This is a genomic window from Ruegeria conchae (assembly GCF_000192475.1).
GTDB lineage: Bacteria > Pseudomonadota > Alphaproteobacteria > Rhodobacterales > Rhodobacteraceae > Ruegeria > Ruegeria conchae.
The window spans coordinates 340,025-355,271 of record NZ_AEYW01000001.1 but is presented as its reverse complement, the minus strand read 5'-3'; the positions used below and the strand labels follow the sequence as shown (position 1 = coordinate 355,271).

Annotated in this window: 17 protein-coding genes; 7 read left to right on the top strand and 10 right to left on the bottom strand. The window is 56.1% G+C overall.

Annotated elements, in window-relative coordinates; translation table 11 throughout:
• Positions 1-113 precede the first annotated feature (113 nt).
• Together G7G_RS22635 and parC are read right to left on the bottom strand one after the other, a co-directional pair.
• A complete protein-coding gene (locus G7G_RS22635; RefSeq protein ID WP_010437743.1) occupies positions 114-707 on the bottom strand; it encodes a hypothetical protein in 594 nt (197 codons plus the stop codon).
• A gap of 98 nt (positions 708-805) precedes the next feature.
• On the bottom strand, positions 806-3,154 hold the full coding sequence (gene parC, locus G7G_RS0101950; protein ID WP_029621617.1) for a DNA topoisomerase IV subunit A: 2,349 nt from the start codon (positions 3,152-3,154) through the stop codon (positions 806-808).
• A 201-nt stretch (positions 3,155-3,355) separates the two neighbouring features.
• On the opposite strand from parC, the gene G7G_RS0101945 reads away from it, so the two are divergent.
• The 6 genes from G7G_RS0101945 to G7G_RS0101920 all read left to right on the top strand — a co-directional run bounded on the left by G7G_RS0101945 (position 3,356) and on the right by G7G_RS0101920 (position 7,600).
• Positions 3,356-3,973 carry an SH3 domain-containing protein gene (locus G7G_RS0101945; protein WP_238528749.1) on the top strand — a complete coding sequence of 206 codons (618 nt, stop codon included), beginning with the start codon at positions 3,356-3,358 and terminating at the stop codon, positions 3,971-3,973.
• A gap of 70 nt (positions 3,974-4,043) precedes the next feature.
• Positions 4,044-4,871: an SDR family NAD(P)-dependent oxidoreductase gene (locus G7G_RS0101940; RefSeq protein WP_010437736.1), complete on the top strand. Its 828-nt coding sequence runs from the start codon at positions 4,044-4,046 to the stop codon at positions 4,869-4,871.
• Positions 4,872-4,951: 80 nt separating this feature from the next.
• Entirely contained in the window at positions 4,952-5,152 is a 201-nt protein-coding gene (locus G7G_RS0101935; protein ID WP_010437734.1) for a twin transmembrane helix small protein, read from the top strand.
• A 3-nt stretch (positions 5,153-5,155) separates the two neighbouring features.
• A complete protein-coding gene (locus G7G_RS0101930; RefSeq protein ID WP_010437732.1) occupies positions 5,156-5,728 on the top strand; it encodes a cob(I)yrinic acid a,c-diamide adenosyltransferase in 573 nt (190 codons plus the stop codon).
• Between the two features lie 184 nt (positions 5,729-5,912).
• Positions 5,913-6,671: an electron transfer flavoprotein subunit beta/FixA family protein gene (locus G7G_RS0101925; protein WP_010437730.1), complete on the top strand. Its 759-nt coding sequence runs from the start codon at positions 5,913-5,915 to the stop codon at positions 6,669-6,671.
• Positions 6,671-7,600, top strand: coding sequence for an electron transfer flavoprotein subunit alpha/FixB family protein (locus G7G_RS0101920; RefSeq protein ID WP_010437728.1), 930 nt, complete (start codon positions 6,671-6,673; stop codon positions 7,598-7,600). The genes G7G_RS0101925 and G7G_RS0101920 overlap by 1 nt, the downstream gene beginning before the upstream one ends.
• A 59-nt stretch (positions 7,601-7,659) precedes the next feature.
• On the opposite strand, the gene G7G_RS0101915 is transcribed toward G7G_RS0101920, so the two are convergent.
• Positions 7,660-8,478, bottom strand: coding sequence for a DUF6473 family protein (locus G7G_RS0101915; protein ID WP_083828986.1), 819 nt, complete (start codon positions 8,476-8,478; stop codon positions 7,660-7,662).
• A gap of 163 nt (positions 8,479-8,641) precedes the next feature.
• On the opposite strand from G7G_RS0101915, the gene G7G_RS0101905 reads away from it, so the two are divergent.
• Positions 8,642-9,517, top strand: coding sequence for a 3-hydroxybutyryl-CoA dehydrogenase (locus G7G_RS0101905; RefSeq protein WP_010437724.1), 876 nt, complete (start codon positions 8,642-8,644; stop codon positions 9,515-9,517).
• 79 nt (positions 9,518-9,596) lie between these two features.
• Here the strand turns inward: G7G_RS0101905 and G7G_RS0101900 are convergent, their stop codons facing one another.
• From G7G_RS0101900 to G7G_RS0101870, 7 genes are read right to left on the bottom strand one after another with little or no spacing between them, the layout of a single operon-like run.
• Positions 9,597-10,487, bottom strand: a complete 891-nt coding sequence (locus G7G_RS0101900; protein WP_010437723.1) for a lysophospholipid acyltransferase family protein — start codon at positions 10,485-10,487, stop codon at positions 9,597-9,599.
• Positions 10,488-10,529: 42 nt separating this feature from the next.
• Entirely contained in the window at positions 10,530-10,799 is a 270-nt protein-coding gene (locus tag G7G_RS0101895; protein WP_010437721.1) for an HPr family phosphocarrier protein, read from the bottom strand.
• Between the two features lie 16 nt (positions 10,800-10,815).
• Positions 10,816-11,208: a PTS sugar transporter subunit IIA gene (locus G7G_RS0101890; protein WP_010437720.1), complete on the bottom strand. Its 393-nt coding sequence runs from the start codon at positions 11,206-11,208 to the stop codon at positions 10,816-10,818.
• Positions 11,205-12,086 carry an RNase adapter RapZ gene (gene rapZ / locus G7G_RS0101885; protein ID WP_029621613.1) on the bottom strand — a complete coding sequence of 294 codons (882 nt, stop codon included), beginning with the start codon at positions 12,084-12,086 and terminating at the stop codon, positions 11,205-11,207. The genes G7G_RS0101890 and rapZ overlap by 4 nt, the downstream gene beginning before the upstream one ends.
• Positions 12,083-12,553, bottom strand: a complete 471-nt coding sequence (locus tag G7G_RS0101880) for an HPr kinase/phosphorylase (protein ID WP_010437718.1) — start codon at positions 12,551-12,553, stop codon at positions 12,083-12,085. The genes rapZ and G7G_RS0101880 overlap by 4 nt, the downstream gene beginning before the upstream one ends.
• Before the next feature lie 3 nt (positions 12,554-12,556).
• Positions 12,557-14,266: a sensor histidine kinase gene (locus tag G7G_RS0101875; RefSeq protein ID WP_010437717.1), complete on the bottom strand. Its 1,710-nt coding sequence runs from the start codon at positions 14,264-14,266 to the stop codon at positions 12,557-12,559.
• Positions 14,267-14,300: 34 nt separating this feature from the next.
• Positions 14,301-15,005, bottom strand: coding sequence for a response regulator transcription factor (locus G7G_RS0101870; protein ID WP_010437716.1), 705 nt, complete (start codon positions 15,003-15,005; stop codon positions 14,301-14,303).
• Positions 15,006-15,247 lie beyond the last annotated feature (242 nt).

Below are 15,247 nucleotides of genomic sequence, written 5' to 3'. Positions count from 1 at the left end.
CCTCAGGCGCCCTTTTGCAATTTTGGGGGACCCGTGGTCCCGCGGTTACATCTGCGCGCGCGAGATATTTGGTTCAGGGGGGAAAATCAAGCACATCCTGATGGAAAAGCCGCTCAGGACGCCGGATTTTGCGCCACAACCTCGTTCTCCAGCGGCTGAATAAGGTCAGGGCGGCGATCAAACCAGCCATTGTCTTTATGTTCTTCGGCCAGCCACTCTTCGACCCGGTCGGCAACCTTCAGGGAAAGCCCGCTCATTTGCTCTTCTTTTGTGCGTTCGTGACCGGACCCTTTGAGGGCGCTACCTCCGGTCGTGTCTTCCAAAACCTGAAACTGCTTGCCTTTGGCCAGAAACTCTTTGTTTTTTACGTCATACACATTCACCAGAACGATAGCCGTGCTCTTTGGATTGTAGATCACCGGGATACCGGGCGGGGCAAGCATGTAGCCTTCAAGGCTGATGCCAATATCGTATTCCTGAGCGCCTTCGTAGCGGCCCAATCGAATATCTACTGCATTCTGAATTGCAGCAGTCCATTCATCGGGTGTTGCATCCCGCGAAACCGGCCCCTGCACAGCTTTGTCAGCAAAGGCATAGTTAACGCGCATTTTGAATTCACCCAGCGACTCGGGCTCTTCGTAAACTTGTGTCTGGGTGCAGGCGCCCATCAGGGCCAACCCGGTGATCAGTGTCAGGATGCGCAACATGTCTCTCGTCTCGATAGGCCTGTTTTTATTGGATGTAGCGCACCGATACCGCTTGTGCCAAGCGGTATCGGCAGAAATTCACCAAACTGTTGGTCTGGTCACGAGAATTTATAGTCGCGCGGGAAGCCATAGGGCGCTTTTTTCCCAACGCCTGCACGCTTAGCCAGCCATTGGGACATATCCGCCTCATGCCGGGTCTTGTCGCCACCCATGGACCATTTCAAGCCGTCGTCCCAGTTGAAAGTCGTCACGTCGGACAAGCCGCCATCCAGTTCCAAGGTCCCCTGTCGCCCACGGGCCATATTGTACTTTTGCAGGCGCACACCTTTGCCCCGGGTCATCTCGGGCAGTTCTTCCGTCGGGAACACCAGGAACTTGCCGTTCTGAGAAACCACGGCGACGTGATCGCCAGCGACCGGCTTACAGATCATGGCGGTTTCGTCGCCTTTGACGTTCAGCACCTGTTTACCGTTACGTGTCTGCGCCAGCACATCATCTTCGGGCACCATAAAGCCGTTACCCGCATCCGAGGCCACCAGCAGTTTGCGCCCCGGCTTGTGGATCAGGATGTCGATGATTTGCACCTCGTTCGGCAGGTCGACCATCAGACGGAGCGGCTCGCCCATGCCCCGCCCACCAGGCAGGTTAGCAGCGCTGACAGTGTAGAAACGGCCGTTAGAGGCAAAGACCAGCAACCGGTCCGTTGTTTCCGCGTGGAAGATGAACCGCGGGCCGTCACCGTCCTTGAATTTCAATTCGCGCTTCAGATCGATGTGGCCGGTCATGGCGCGTATCCAGCCCATCTGCGAACAGACGACCGTGATCGGCTCCTTGTCGATCATCGCCTCAAGCGGCACTTCCTCGACCTGACCGGCCTCGGCAAATTGCGTGCGACGCGCACCGCCTTCATAGTCTTTGCCGAAGGTCTTCTTGGTCTCTTTGAGCTGCTCGGCGATCTTGGCCCATTGCAAGGCGGGATCGGCAAGCAAGTCTTCGAGATTGGCGCGTTCCAGCATCAGCTCATCGCGTTCGCGGACCAGTTCCATCTCTTCCAGACGGCGCAAGCTGCGCAGACGCATGTTGAGGATGGCGTCAACCTGAACTTCGGACAACTCGCCCTCGCCCGGTTTGGGCGGGACATAATCAGACTCATCAGTCGCGCGAACATGATCAATGCCCCAATCTTCGCGCATCAGCGCCGCCTTGGGGTCGTCATCATAGCGGATGATGTCGATCACGCGGTCGAGGTTTAGGAAGGCGACAATAAAGCCCTCCAAGACCTCCAAGCGATGGTCGATCTTAGCCATGCGATGGCGAGAACGACGCAGCAGCACCTCTTGCCGGTGATCGAGGAACGCGCGCAGCACTTCCTTCATCGAACAGACCTTGGGCGTCACGCCGTCGATCAGCACGTTCATGTTCAGGCTGAACCGCACCTCAAGGTCCGAGTTGCGGTAGAGCATGCCCATCAGCACCTCCGGGTCCACGTTCTTGGAACGCGGCTCAAGAATCAGGCGGATATCGTCAGCAGATTCGTCGCGCACATCGGCGAGGATCGGGATTTTCTTGGTCTGGATCAGTTCGGCGATCTTTTCGATCAGCTTGGATTTCTGAACCTGATAGGGAATCTCGGTGACAACGATCTGCCACTGACCACGGCCCAGATCTTCGACTTCGAACTTGCAGCGAAGACGGAAGGAACCACGCCCGGTGCGATAGGCCTGCGCGACATTTTCTGGTGGCTCGACGATCACGCCACCGGTCGGGAAATCCGGACCGGGGACGTAATTCAACAACGTGTCGTCGCGCGCATCCGGTGTTTTGATCAGATGCAGACAGGCGTCGCACAACTCCGAGATATTATGCGGCGGGATATTCGTCGCCATCCCAACCGCGATACCGCTGGCGCCATTGGCCAGCAAGTTCGGGAACTGTGCAGGCAGCACCACCGGTTCGGTCAGCGTGCCATCGTAGTTGTCGCGGAAATCAACAGCGTCCTCGTTCAGACCCTCAAGCAATGCCTCCGCGACTATGGTCATCCGCGCCTCGGTGTATCGCGAGGCCGCCGGGTTATCCCCGTCGATATTGCCGAAGTTCCCCTGCCCGTCGACCAGCGGATAACGGACGTTGAAATCCTGCGCCAAACGCGCCATCGCGTCGTAAATCGCAGCATCCCCGTGTGGGTGATAGTTACCCATCACGTCGCCCGAGATTTTCGCAGACTTACGGAAACCACCCGTCGCGCTGAGTCGCAGCTCGCGCATCGCGTAGAGGATTCGCCGGTGAACCGGCTTCAGACCATCGCGCGCATCCGGCAAAGCGCGGTGCATGATAGTGGACAGCGCATAGGTCAGATAGCGCTCACCAATTGCGCGGCGCAGCGGTTCAGCTATCTCGCCCCCATTGTCAGGGGCCTCCATATTGGGGTCGTCAATCGTATCGTTCATACATGATGTGATACGACGCAAGCGCGCGCGGGTAAAGCAATCGGCGCATATTTTGCTGGGGACAAGTCGCGCTTTTTGCAACAGGGGGAGACAAGTCCCGGATTTCCCCCATCTTTCGACTCAATCCCGGTTCTATGGTATGCTTTCGAACATTAAGATTGCTGCCTTTATATTGATGTTACGATTGCCAGGGGGTGCGCTATGACGCGCGTTATTGTTATCACTTTCGCCATGCTCGGGTGGAGCTTCTACGTCATGAGTGGAGGCCCTGATTTCGAGCCGCGCGGGACACGGGCCGAACAACCTGTGCCTATTGCCACGGCCCCTGAGCCCAAACCCACTTCTGCGCCAACGCCGCGTGCTGAAGAACTCGTGACCAATGTCGCAACCCGCCCTGTTGCCGCGCGAGCAGAACCTGAACCCTTGGCCGAGGAGGATACAGCTGTTGTTCTTTCACAAGTCGCGGCCAATACATTGCCTCAGTTTTCCGCATTTGACGGAAATGGTGCCAGCTTCACGCTCGCTTCGCTTGAGGACGGTGCCGCCGGGCTGGTGCAGGTTGAAACCGAGGTTCAGGACGATATCACGCCTACCTCTCAGATTATCGAACCCGAAAAGGACATTCGGGAGATATCAGGCACACGCGTAAACATGCGCGACGGGCCTGGTACGATCTACCCCATCATAGCAAAGGCAAATATTGGCCAACGGGTTGAAGTGCTAAGCGATTCAGGCACGGGATGGCTGCGGCTGAGACTGCTTCCCGGGCAAAGTGTGGGTTGGATTTCTGCATCACTGGTTCGGAAGCCAACAAACTGACGCAACTGTGTCATTGTCCTGACCTGAAGCTCGCAATACCAAGGGGGCGAGGTTCAGTTTCGGAAGTGACATGCAAAAGACCATTCTTATTACTGGGTGCTCTTCGGGCATCGGACTGGATGCGGCGCACGGCATGCGCGCACGTGGCTGGCGTGTCTTTGCATCCTGTCGGCAGCAGCGCGACTGTGATCGGTTGCGGGCGCAAGGTTTCGACAGCCCGCTGATCGACTACACCGACACCGACAGCATAGCATCCGGTCTGAACCAGGTGCTTGAAACAACCGGAGGCACGCTGGATGCACTGTTCAACAATGGCGCGCACGGCCTTCCCGGTGCGGTCGAAGACGTCCCGATCGAAGGTATGCGCCTGATTTTCGAGACCAACGTTTTTGGCTGGCACGAGTTGACCCGACAGGTGATTCCGGTGATGCGGGCACAAGGCCATGGACGGATCGTACAGAATTCATCGGTACTGGGGTTGGTCGCATTTCCATGGCGTGGCGCATATGTTGCCACCAAATATGCCATAGAAGGCCTGACCGACACATTACGGTTGGAGCTTCGGGATACTGATATCAAGGTCATCCTGATCGAACCGGGTCCGGTGACCTCGAAAATCCGAGTGAACTCAATCCCGGTGTTCGAGCGCTTCATAGATTGGAAAAACTCTGCCCTGCGCCAGAAGTACGAGGATTCGTTGCTGAAACGCCTCTACGAATCATCTGGAAACGACAGGTTCGAACTGCCTGCTTCTGCCGTTACGGCCAAACTGGCTCATGCAGTCGAATCCAAACGCCCGCGCGCACGCTACTATGTGACGACGCCGACCTACATCGCTGGATATCTGCGCCGCATCCTGCCGACCCGAACCATCGACCGCATTCTCTCGGACATCTGAGGCGAAATTACCCGTTCGCTTTTGCCTCTATCAACGCTAGATGAGGGGTCATCGCGAGAACAAACAAGGATGGTGATCTTATGGACCTATTAATGGTCGTATTGCTTCTGGCTATGGCGGCAGTGGTTGCCGTGCTGGTGATGGGCATTGCCAACTTTGGAAAACCCGGCAAAGACGCAGCCATGAAAAGCAACAAGATGATGCGCCTGCGCATCCTGTTTCAGTTCATTGCAGTGGTGCTAATCGTGCTCTACGTCTACCTGCGCGGACAGGGAGTTTAAGGCATGGTTGTTCTCAACAAGATTTACACGCGCACAGGCGATGACGGCAAAACCGCTTTAGGCAATGGTGAGCGCGTCGCGAAATACTCTGGGCGTGTCGCGGCCTATGGCACAGTGGACGAATTGAATTCCTTTGTCGGCGTCGCCCGAACCGAGGCTGAAGGAGAGGTCGAAGCCGCCCTATCCCGCATCCAGAACGACCTGTTTGATCTGGGGGCTGATTTCTGCCGCCCCGATATGGACAAGGATGCCGAAGCCGACTACCCGCCTCTCCGCATCGTCCCCGCCCAGATTGATCGGCTGGAGGCAGAGATCGACGCAATGAACGAAACACTCGAACCGCTGCGCAGCTTCATCCTGCCGGGCGGTTCACGTCTGGCGGCGCATCTGCATGTCTGTCGAACGGTCTCGCGCCGGGCAGAACGTCTGGCGGTTGAGCTGACAAATATGGAACCGGTCAATGAAACGGCGGTGAAATATCTCAACCGACTTAGCGACTGGTTCTTTGTCGCCGCGCGCTGCGCCAATAATGGCGGACGCAATGATGTGCTCTGGGTTCCGGGTGCGAACCGCTGATCGCGCCCGTCATGGAGAAATAAAAATTCGTTTCTTGTCGAAAAAATGACAAAACGCGACGTCTCGAAAGCATGACGTGACGATTTTGCTCTGTTGCAGCGCATCACGACCCGCTATCTAAACCGCGAGAGCATTGGTGGAGTCGCTGCGCGGCTTGCCGTTTTTGTAAGGAGCATACGCAAAAATGAAGGTACTTGTGCCTGTCAAGCGCGTGATCGACTACAACGTGAAAGTTCGTGTTAAGGCGGACGGGAGCGGAGTTGATCTCGCCAATGTAAAAATGTCGATGAACCCCTTCGACGAAATCGCAGTGGAAGAGGCAATTCGCCTGAAAGAAGCGGGCAAGGCTGACGAAGTTGTTGCCGTTTCAATCGGTGTGAAACAGTCGCAGGAAACCCTGCGGACCGCCTTGGCCATGGGTGCAGACCGTGCGATCCTGGTTGTCGCAGCTGATGACGTACACACCGACATCGAGCCTCTGGCCGTGGCGAAAATTCTCGCCAAAGTGGTCGAGGAAGAGCAGCCGGGCATCGTTCTGGCGGGCAAGCAGGCGATCGACAACGACATGAACGCCACCGGCCAAATGCTGTCGGCCCTGCTGGGCTGGTCGCAAGGCACTTTCGCATCTGAGCTGGATATCGAAGGCGACAGCGCCAAGATCACCCGCGAAGTGGATGGTGGTCTGCAGACTATCAGCGTCAAGATGCCAACCATCGTCACCGTTGACCTGCGTCTGAACGAGCCGCGCTATGCGTCGCTGCCGAACATCATGAAGGCGAAGAAAAAGCCGCTGGATGAGAAAACCGCCGCCGACTACGGCGTCGATGTCACTCCGCGTCTTGAAATCGTCAAAACCGACGAGCCGCCGGCGCGCGCCGCTGGTATCGTCGTGGGCTCGGTCGACGAGCTGGTTGAGAAACTCAAAGAAGCGGGGGCTGTGTAATGGCTGTACTTCTGCTTGCCGAAGTCAACAACGGCGAACTGAGCTTTGACGCGACCGCCAAAACCGTCGCAGCCACCAAGTCGCTGGGCGAAATCACCGTTCTGGCCGCAGGTGGTTCGGCCGCTGCCGCTGGTGAAGCTGCTGCCAAGATCAATGGTGTGTCCAAGGTTCTGGTCGCCGAAGATGCCTCGCTGGGCCATCGCCTGGCGGAATCAACCGCAGCGCTGATCGTGTCGCTGGCTGATGGCTATGAGCACATCGTTGCTCCTGCCACCACCGACGCCAAAAACGTCATGCCGCGCGTTGCCGCCCTGCTGGACGTGATGGTGATCTCGGATGCGTCTGGTGTGGTTGACGGGTCGACCTTCGAGCGCCCGATCTACGCGGGCAACGCGATCCAGACCGTGAAATCGAACGACGCCAAGAAAGTTGTCACCATCCGGACCGCCAGCTTCGATGCTGCGGGCGAAGGCGGCGCGGCTTCTGTCGAGACCATCTCGGTTGGCGATAACCCAGGTCTTTCCGAATGGGTTGAGGATAAGGTTGCTGAAAGCGACCGTCCGGAACTGACCTCGGCAGGCGTCGTAGTTTCGGGCGGCCGTGGTGTTGGCTCGGAAGAAGATTTCAAGCTGATCGAGGCGCTGGCGGACAAGCTGGGCGCTGCTGTTGGCGCGTCGCGCGCAGCGGTCGACTCGGGCTATGCGCCGAACGACTGGCAGGTGGGTCAAACCGGTAAGGTTGTTGCCCCCGATCTTTACGTCGCCGTCGGTATTTCTGGTGCGATTCAGCACCTGGCTGGCATGAAGGACTCCAAGGTCATTGTTGCGATCAACAAGGACGAAGAGGCACCAATCTTCCAGGTCGCCGATTTCGGACTGGTTGCCGACCTGTTCCAAGCCGTACCGGAGCTAACCGAGAAACTCGGCTGATAACAGGCGAGGTTTTTCTTCAAAATTTCTATGAGGCCCGCCATTGGCGGGCCTTTTCTCTAAATGCCCAAATCTCTGATCGCACGGTTCAAAGCGTCTGCGATTCTGCGATGTGTGGCAGGGCCGATCATATGTTCAGCAATTGGCTGCTGCAGAGTGCCAAATAACATATCCTCAAGCTCATCAGATGCGCCTGATACCTGCACATGCAGAGTAATGAGGCCTGCGCTTTGAGGCACCAACACTTCGACACTCGATGTATCCAACGTAACCGGATCATCCGATACCGAGCCCAGCGCGTGATGATCTGCTTTCAATTCGAGCAACATAACCGGAGGCTTAACTTTGCGCAGAAAAGTACCGAGCCTTTCAACCCAACCTTTGCGCAGCTCTTGCTCAATCATCTCAAAGCGCGCATCTGTATGTGCCTTCAAACGGCTCAGCAGATGACGAACAAAGTGGACATCGGTGAAGTCTATTTCGGCATACAACCCCACCAATTCCGACGTTGGTGCAACGAAACGGTCATTACGACGAGGATGAACTCGATAGAACCGGTTGGTCTGGCCAAGCAAACCAGGCAACTGCAAAACACAAAGCTCGGACTGGTTCGCGAGTTCGAGCAGCCCGGAATCCCGTGTCAACGACTCAAGGCCGCAAAACAGACTACCAAAGTTGAGACACCGGCGCTGTAGGCGGTGCTCGAGTATTGAGGGATACGGTGCCTCAACAAAACGACCAAATGTCTCCTCGCCCCCGAAGCACGCCACGTAAGGCCTCTCCAAAGCTCTTTGCGGGCCTCGGTAGAGCAATTTCGAGGCTCCATAGGTGCACGTTGTTTCAACGGAACCATCCGCGTTGATTGATTGATAGCTCATCACACTCACCCAAATTTTCACCCAACTGCCATTTTGCCGCCGCAAGTCTTGCGAAAATCCTAATGCGCGCATTTGAAGCGAATTTGATCGGGCCGATCCCCTTGCCGCCCGCGCCGAAGTGCCGATAATGTCGCCCGTATCCTGCGAACAAGGACATCAGAATATGGACGTAAAATCAGTCGGAGTGATCGGCGCTGGACAAATGGGCAACGGGATCGCTCATGTGATGGCGCTGGCAGAGTATGATGTTCTTCTGAACGATATCAGCCAGGATGCCCTAGATGGTGCAATCTCGACAATCGAAACCAATCTGGTGCGGCAAGCGTCGCGCGGCAAGATATCAGACGAGGCGGTAAAAGCCGCCTTGGGGCGGATCACCACGACCCTAAACCTACCGGATCTGGGGCAGACCGACCTTGTGATCGAAGCTGCAACCGAGCGGGAAACGGTGAAGCAGGCGATCTTTGAGGATCTGCTACCTCATTTGCAGCCTCACACAATACTGACCTCGAATACATCGTCGATTTCCATCACCCGGTTGGCCAGCCGTACGGATCGACCCGAACGCTTCATGGGATTCCATTTCATGAACCCGGTGCCAGTGATGCAATTGGTCGAATTGATCCGGGGTATTGCCACGGATGAGGCAACGTTCAACGCCTGCAAGGCTGTTGTGGACCGATTGGGAAAGACCTCAGCCAGCGCCGAGGATTTTCCGGCCTTTATCGTCAATCGGATCCTGATGCCGATGATCAATGAGGCGGTCTACACGCTTTATGAAGGCGTCGGCAGCGTTCAGTCTATCGACCAATCCATGAAGCTGGGCGCCAATCACCCTATGGGGCCGCTGGAGCTCGCGGATTTCATTGGCCTAGATACCTGTCTTGCGATCATGAATGTGCTGCACGATGGTCTGGCTGATACCAAGTATCGTCCATGCCCGCTGCTGACGAAATATGTCGAGGCTGGTTGGCTGGGGCGCAAGACCGAACGAGGGTTCTACGATTACCGCGGTGAAGTTCCGGTTCCGACGCGATAGTGCATAAGAGGTCCAGCCCTCTCTTGAGCCCGCGGCTCAATTCACTCCCGAGATATTTATGGCCAGATGAAGAGACGGATCAGTGTTTGCCCAGGGCAATCGTGTGATCGCGGAGCCAAGCCATGAAACCACGTGGGTCGCGTTCCAAAAGCGCCATATCTTCATCTGACACCGGGTCGCCTATAACCGGAGACTGCGGCTTGTTGCAGGAGCGGACAATTTCGTGCAGCAAAAGACCTTGGCGAAGTATAGGCGAAAGCCGATTGGCGATCTGGTACCAACGCGAGTTGCTGCCGGGGAAGAAGATCGGCACCACTTTAGCGCCCGAGCGGCGGATCATCTTGGCAGTAAAGACGTTCCACTCCCGCTCGATCGCAGGGCCGAACCAATCATCCGATGACATCACAACACCTGAAGGGAAGAGAGCGACTACGCCGCCATCGGCCAGGTGATTCATCGTCTTGCTGCGCATTTCAAGCATCTTGGCCTGCGCTTCGGGGTCGTGCGGAAACGGCACCGGGATCATGAACGAGGTTGCTGCCTCATCCAAACCGGTCAGAACCGAACGGGTCAGGATACGATAATCACTACGAACCTGACCTATGAGTTCGGCAAGGATCATGCCATCAACCATGCCGTGCGGGTGGTTGGCGACAACCACAACCGGGCCCTCTTTTGGGATACAGGCGATCTGTTCGGCGGGGGTGGTGAGGTTGATGCCCATAATCTTAAGCGCACCGCCCCAGAATTTCTGGCCCCGATAATGTTCGTTCTGCTTTTCGAACTTGTTGACCATACGCAGAATGGTCAGCTTGCCGGTACACCATTCGATCGCGCGAATGGCGGTGGACGTCCAGGCATCGTCAAACGAGTTGGCGTAGGTCAGCGTTCTGCGGTCGTAGATTTCACCCTGTTCGGTGTCTTGATCTGCGACTGGGCCGGTCTTTGTTTCGTGCGTGGTTTCCGCCAATTGCCTGGTCTTTCCGTCCTTGATATCGTCGCAGTTACGCTATCAGAACCCTTCGCCGAACTTGTCGTTCACCAGGGTTTCCAACGCTTCTGCCAACGCCTCAGCATCCGGGCCGGACGTCTCGACGTCAATAGTAGTTCCGCGCGACGCTGCCAACATCAAAAGGCCCATGATACTGTCACCCGAGGCAGAAAGCCCGTCGCGCGACACCTCGGCACGTGCGTCAAAGCCTTCGACCACCTCAACCAGCTTGGCTGAGGCGCGGGCATGTAGGCCTTTTTCATTTATTATTTTCAAACTCTTGGTCGTCATATGATTGTATCCGGTATCAATCCAGCGTCACATTTTGCGCATTGATGTATTTTCGACCAGCTTCCAGTGCTAAACGCACGGCTTCGGCCAGCGGCAGATGGCGACTTTTGGCCAGTTTAATGAGCATCGGCAGGTTGGCTCCGTAAAGGATTCGCCGATCCTGCGGTGCACACGCGCGCAAGCTGAGATTCGAGGGGCTGCCGCCATACAGGTCGGTCACAACGACAACGCCATCGCCCATATCGACCTTGTCAGCAGCACGACATATCTCAGCTTGTTTTGCCTCGCGATCATGATCAGCTTCGATCGGGATAGCCACCAACCCGGGCTGTTTTCCAACTACATGTTGTGTGGCCGCAAGATATTCGCGCGCCAAACCGCCATGTGCAACAATTACGATCCCGATCACTTCGGCCTCACATTCAATGCGCGTCGTTCCATTTCGCGGTGCCTAATTGCCACCTGCTGGCCCCCTTCCGCAAGGGCCTTTGCAACCGCTTCGGCCACAGCGACTGAGCGATGTTGCCCTCCGGTGCACCCGAACGCGATTGAGAGGTGCGCCTTACCTTCTTCACGGAACGCTGGAAGCAATTCGATCAACAGATCGACAACCCGATCAAAGAATGCCTCAAAGTTCGGATCTGACCGAACATAGGCTGCCACATCCGAATTTCGCCCATCGGCATCACGCAGTTCAGGCCGCCAATAGGGATTGGCCAAAAACCTGCAATCAAACACCATATCCAAACCACGCGGCAAACCCCGTTTGTACGAAAAGGATTCGATCGAAACCGCCAGATGACGCCCTCCTCTAGGGGCGAACCAGCGTTCGACTTCCTCGCGCAACTGGTGAACATTCAGCGTTCGGGTATCGATCAGCGTATCGGCAACCTCGCGAATGGGGGCCAGCAGTTCTTTTTCCTGCCGGATGCCCGTTTCCGGACTGGCATCCGCAGCGACCGGGTGGCGGCGGCGTGTTTCCGAGAACCGGCGCAGCAGCACTTCGTCGCTGCAATCCAAATAGAGAATCGTGAGGTCGACATCTTCCATCCTGCCCAGTTTGGCGGCAAGTTCGATGAAACCGATGGTCGAAAAATCACGATTGCGCGTATCGATACCCAAGGCCATTGGGCGCGTCGGCTCAGAGCTGTCCACAAGACGAACCAGTAAACCCATTGGAAGATTATCAATCGCCTCAAATCCAAGATCTTCCAGTACGTGGATCGCGGTCGAACGCCCGGCGCCAGAGGGGCCCGTAACCAATACGACGCGCGTTTGTGCTATCATGAATTTGGCCATTCCGGGGCCACGCGCCCCATTCTCACAAGTTGAATTAGTCCTGCGGCCAAATTGGGTACCCCAGCGCCCCGAAGCAAGGGAACAGTTCGCTTCAGCACGCAAACGTCAGAAGGCTCGGGCAAACGCGCCGAAGCTGTTTGATCCAGATCCACGATATAAGCCAACGGGACAGGGCCCACGCTAGCAGCCCGTAGCAACCCAATGCCACGCGCCTCAATCAAACCTTCGATTGGCGCGACTGCATTTGCCACAACCTGATCGTTCTGCACAAACATATCGACCCGGTCATCTCCAACCAGCTGAGCACCCAGCGCCATCATCTGCAATGCCAGCCCAGATTTTCCTGCACCCGAAGCACCGATGATCAACACCCCAGAACCTTGCACCGCCACGCAAGTGGCGTGAATGCAAGCCGTCCTTTGATCTGCGATATCCTGGAGCGGGATCGCGTTCATGGTCTAGACAGGAAGCCCGACCACAAACCGTGCGCCCAGCGGGTCCGAAGTGATATCGGCTTCGGTCGGGCGAATGTTTTCGGCCCAGATTACTCCACCATGCGCCTCGACGATCTGCTTCGAAATTGCCAAGCCGAGGCCCGAGTTGTTGCCGAAATGCTCTTCGGGGCGTTGAGAATAAAAGCGTTTGAATATCTTGGTCAGTGCCTGATCAGGGATGCCCGGGCCAGTATCTTCAACGACAATCAGCACACGATTGTCGCGACGGCGGACCCAGACGCGAATGGCGTCATCGTCTTCACAGAAGGAAATCGCGTTGGTGATCAGATTGACAAAAACCTGTGCCAATCGCGCCTCGAGCCCGTTGACCACGATGGGCCCTGCCGGAAAATCAGTGATGTAGTCGATCCCCTTCGAACGGGCGTCTTCACCCAGAAATTGGCTGATATTCCCAAGTAGATTGAGCAGATCAAAGGGCTGCTCTTCTTCTTTTACAAGCTCCGCATCCAGCCGGGACGCGTTTGAGATGTCACTGACAAGACGGTCCAGTCGCCGCACGTCATGTTCGATAACACCCAGCAATTTTTCGCGCTGGTCATCACGTTTAACCATGCGCATGGTTCCGACTGCAGATTGCAAACTGGCGAGAGGGTTTTTGATTTCATGCGCAACATCCGCCGCAAACTGCTCATTTGCGTCGATGCGGTTGTAAAGCGCGGTGACCATCCCGCGCAAAGCTTTGCTTAGGCGACCGATCTCATCCGGTCGGGCGCTGAGATCGGGGATACGGATACGGCCCGGATTTACCCCCGCGCCCCGATCCTTGCCCATCTCGGCAGCGGCGGCCAGATCTGCCAGCGGGTTCGCAATGGTTGAGGCCAGAACAAGGCTCAGACCGATTGAGACCAGCAATGCAACGACAAACATCTGAAGGATGCGCTCTTGCTCTTTTCGGGCCAGCGCATCGATCTCACCTGCAGGGCCTGCCATGGCGACAGCACCAACCGGTACGTCTTCGACAAGAATTGGCGCCACGGCCACAATAACCGTCTTGCCCATGTCGTCCTGAACGGCCTGTACTTGCAGGCGACCATCCAACGCCTGCGGGATCAATTGTTGCACACGTTGTGCCAGTGTTGGCGCTTCAACATCTGTCCTGCTGCTAAAAATGGCGGACAAACCATTCCAAACCGCATTAAGCGCATCGCTGATCAAAGTGCTGCCCGAGACTGTGTCAGCTTCCTGTTGCAGCAGGCTTGGTAGTTCTGAACCTGGCGACACACCGCGTGTCCAACCGATCAGAGTTCCTGTATTATCATATACAAAAACTTCGCCACCCTCGGGAAGGCTAAGCCCGGACAGGGTATCTCGCACGTCCAGCGTTACGGCACCATTTCCCGAAGGTTGTCGCAGTTGGGTTTCAAATACGTTGCTGACGAGCTGTGCATCCCCAACCAAATCGACCGCTGTCTGCTGAACACGCTCTTTGCGCGTGTCGTCCAGATACAGCAAACCCGCCACCAGAATGACCAGGGCAATCAGGTTGAACGTAATGATCCTACGTGCCAGAGGCGAATAGCGCAACGTAAGAAGGTTTCGCCGCGATCGCTTGGCCTGCAGTTCCGCAGACTCGGAATTTTGGGGAATGACCCAGTCATCCCCCAATACGACATCCGCGTCGTGTTCTTGGTTGGCTTGTTCAGTATCGCGCACGAGACCCCTTCGCCTTCTTCACAAACGGCCGCGCCTATTCTTCGTTGTAACGATATCCGATACCATACAGCGTTTCGATCGCCGAAAAATCCGGATCAGCGGCCCGCATCTTCTTGCGCAGGCGTTTGATATGGCTGTCGATGGTCCGATCGTCCACATAGACCTGATCATCATAAGCGACATCCATCAACTGATCACGGCTTTTTACAAATCCCGGACGCTGTGCCAGTGCCTGCAGCAACAGGAATTCGGTTACAGTCAGAGAGACATCATTGCCTTTCCAGCTTACCGAATGGCGCAGCGGGTCCATCCGCAGCTCACCGCGTTCCATTACCTTGGTGTCCCCGGTCGCAACGCTGGTTGCATCCCCTTCTACCGCTTCCTGACGACGCAGCAGCGCCCGGATGCGCTCGACCAGAAGGCGTTGCGAGAACGGTTTCTTAACATAGTCATCTGCGCCCATCCGAAGGCCCAGAACCTCGTCGATTTCATCATCTTTTGAGGTCAGGAAGATAACCGGCATCTGCGTTTTCTGCCTGAGCCTCTGTAGCAGATCCATGCCGTCCATCCGCGGCATCTTGATATCCAGAACGGCCATATCCGGAAGTTTCTTATTGAACGCATCCAGCGCTGCCTGCCCATCATTATATGTTTCGACCTCAAACCCTTCGGCTTCGAGGGTCATGGATACTGACGTCAGGATATTTCTGTCGTCATCCACAAGTGCAATCTTTGACATCGGGTTCACCCCTATTCCTGCTCACTCGCGCAATAATACGCTTTTTTGTAAGACATTGTTGGCGGTTTTGAGCAACCGAATCAACTCGTAACCTCGAATCATGCCATTCTTGCGGCAGGTATGCGGCAAATTTGCCTTGCTGCGCCCAAATAGCTGCCTTGATTTACAGCAGACAAATCGTGATGGCGCTAAACCTCAACTTGGTTGCGCTAACTCCTACCAACCCTCCTGTTCATGTCCCA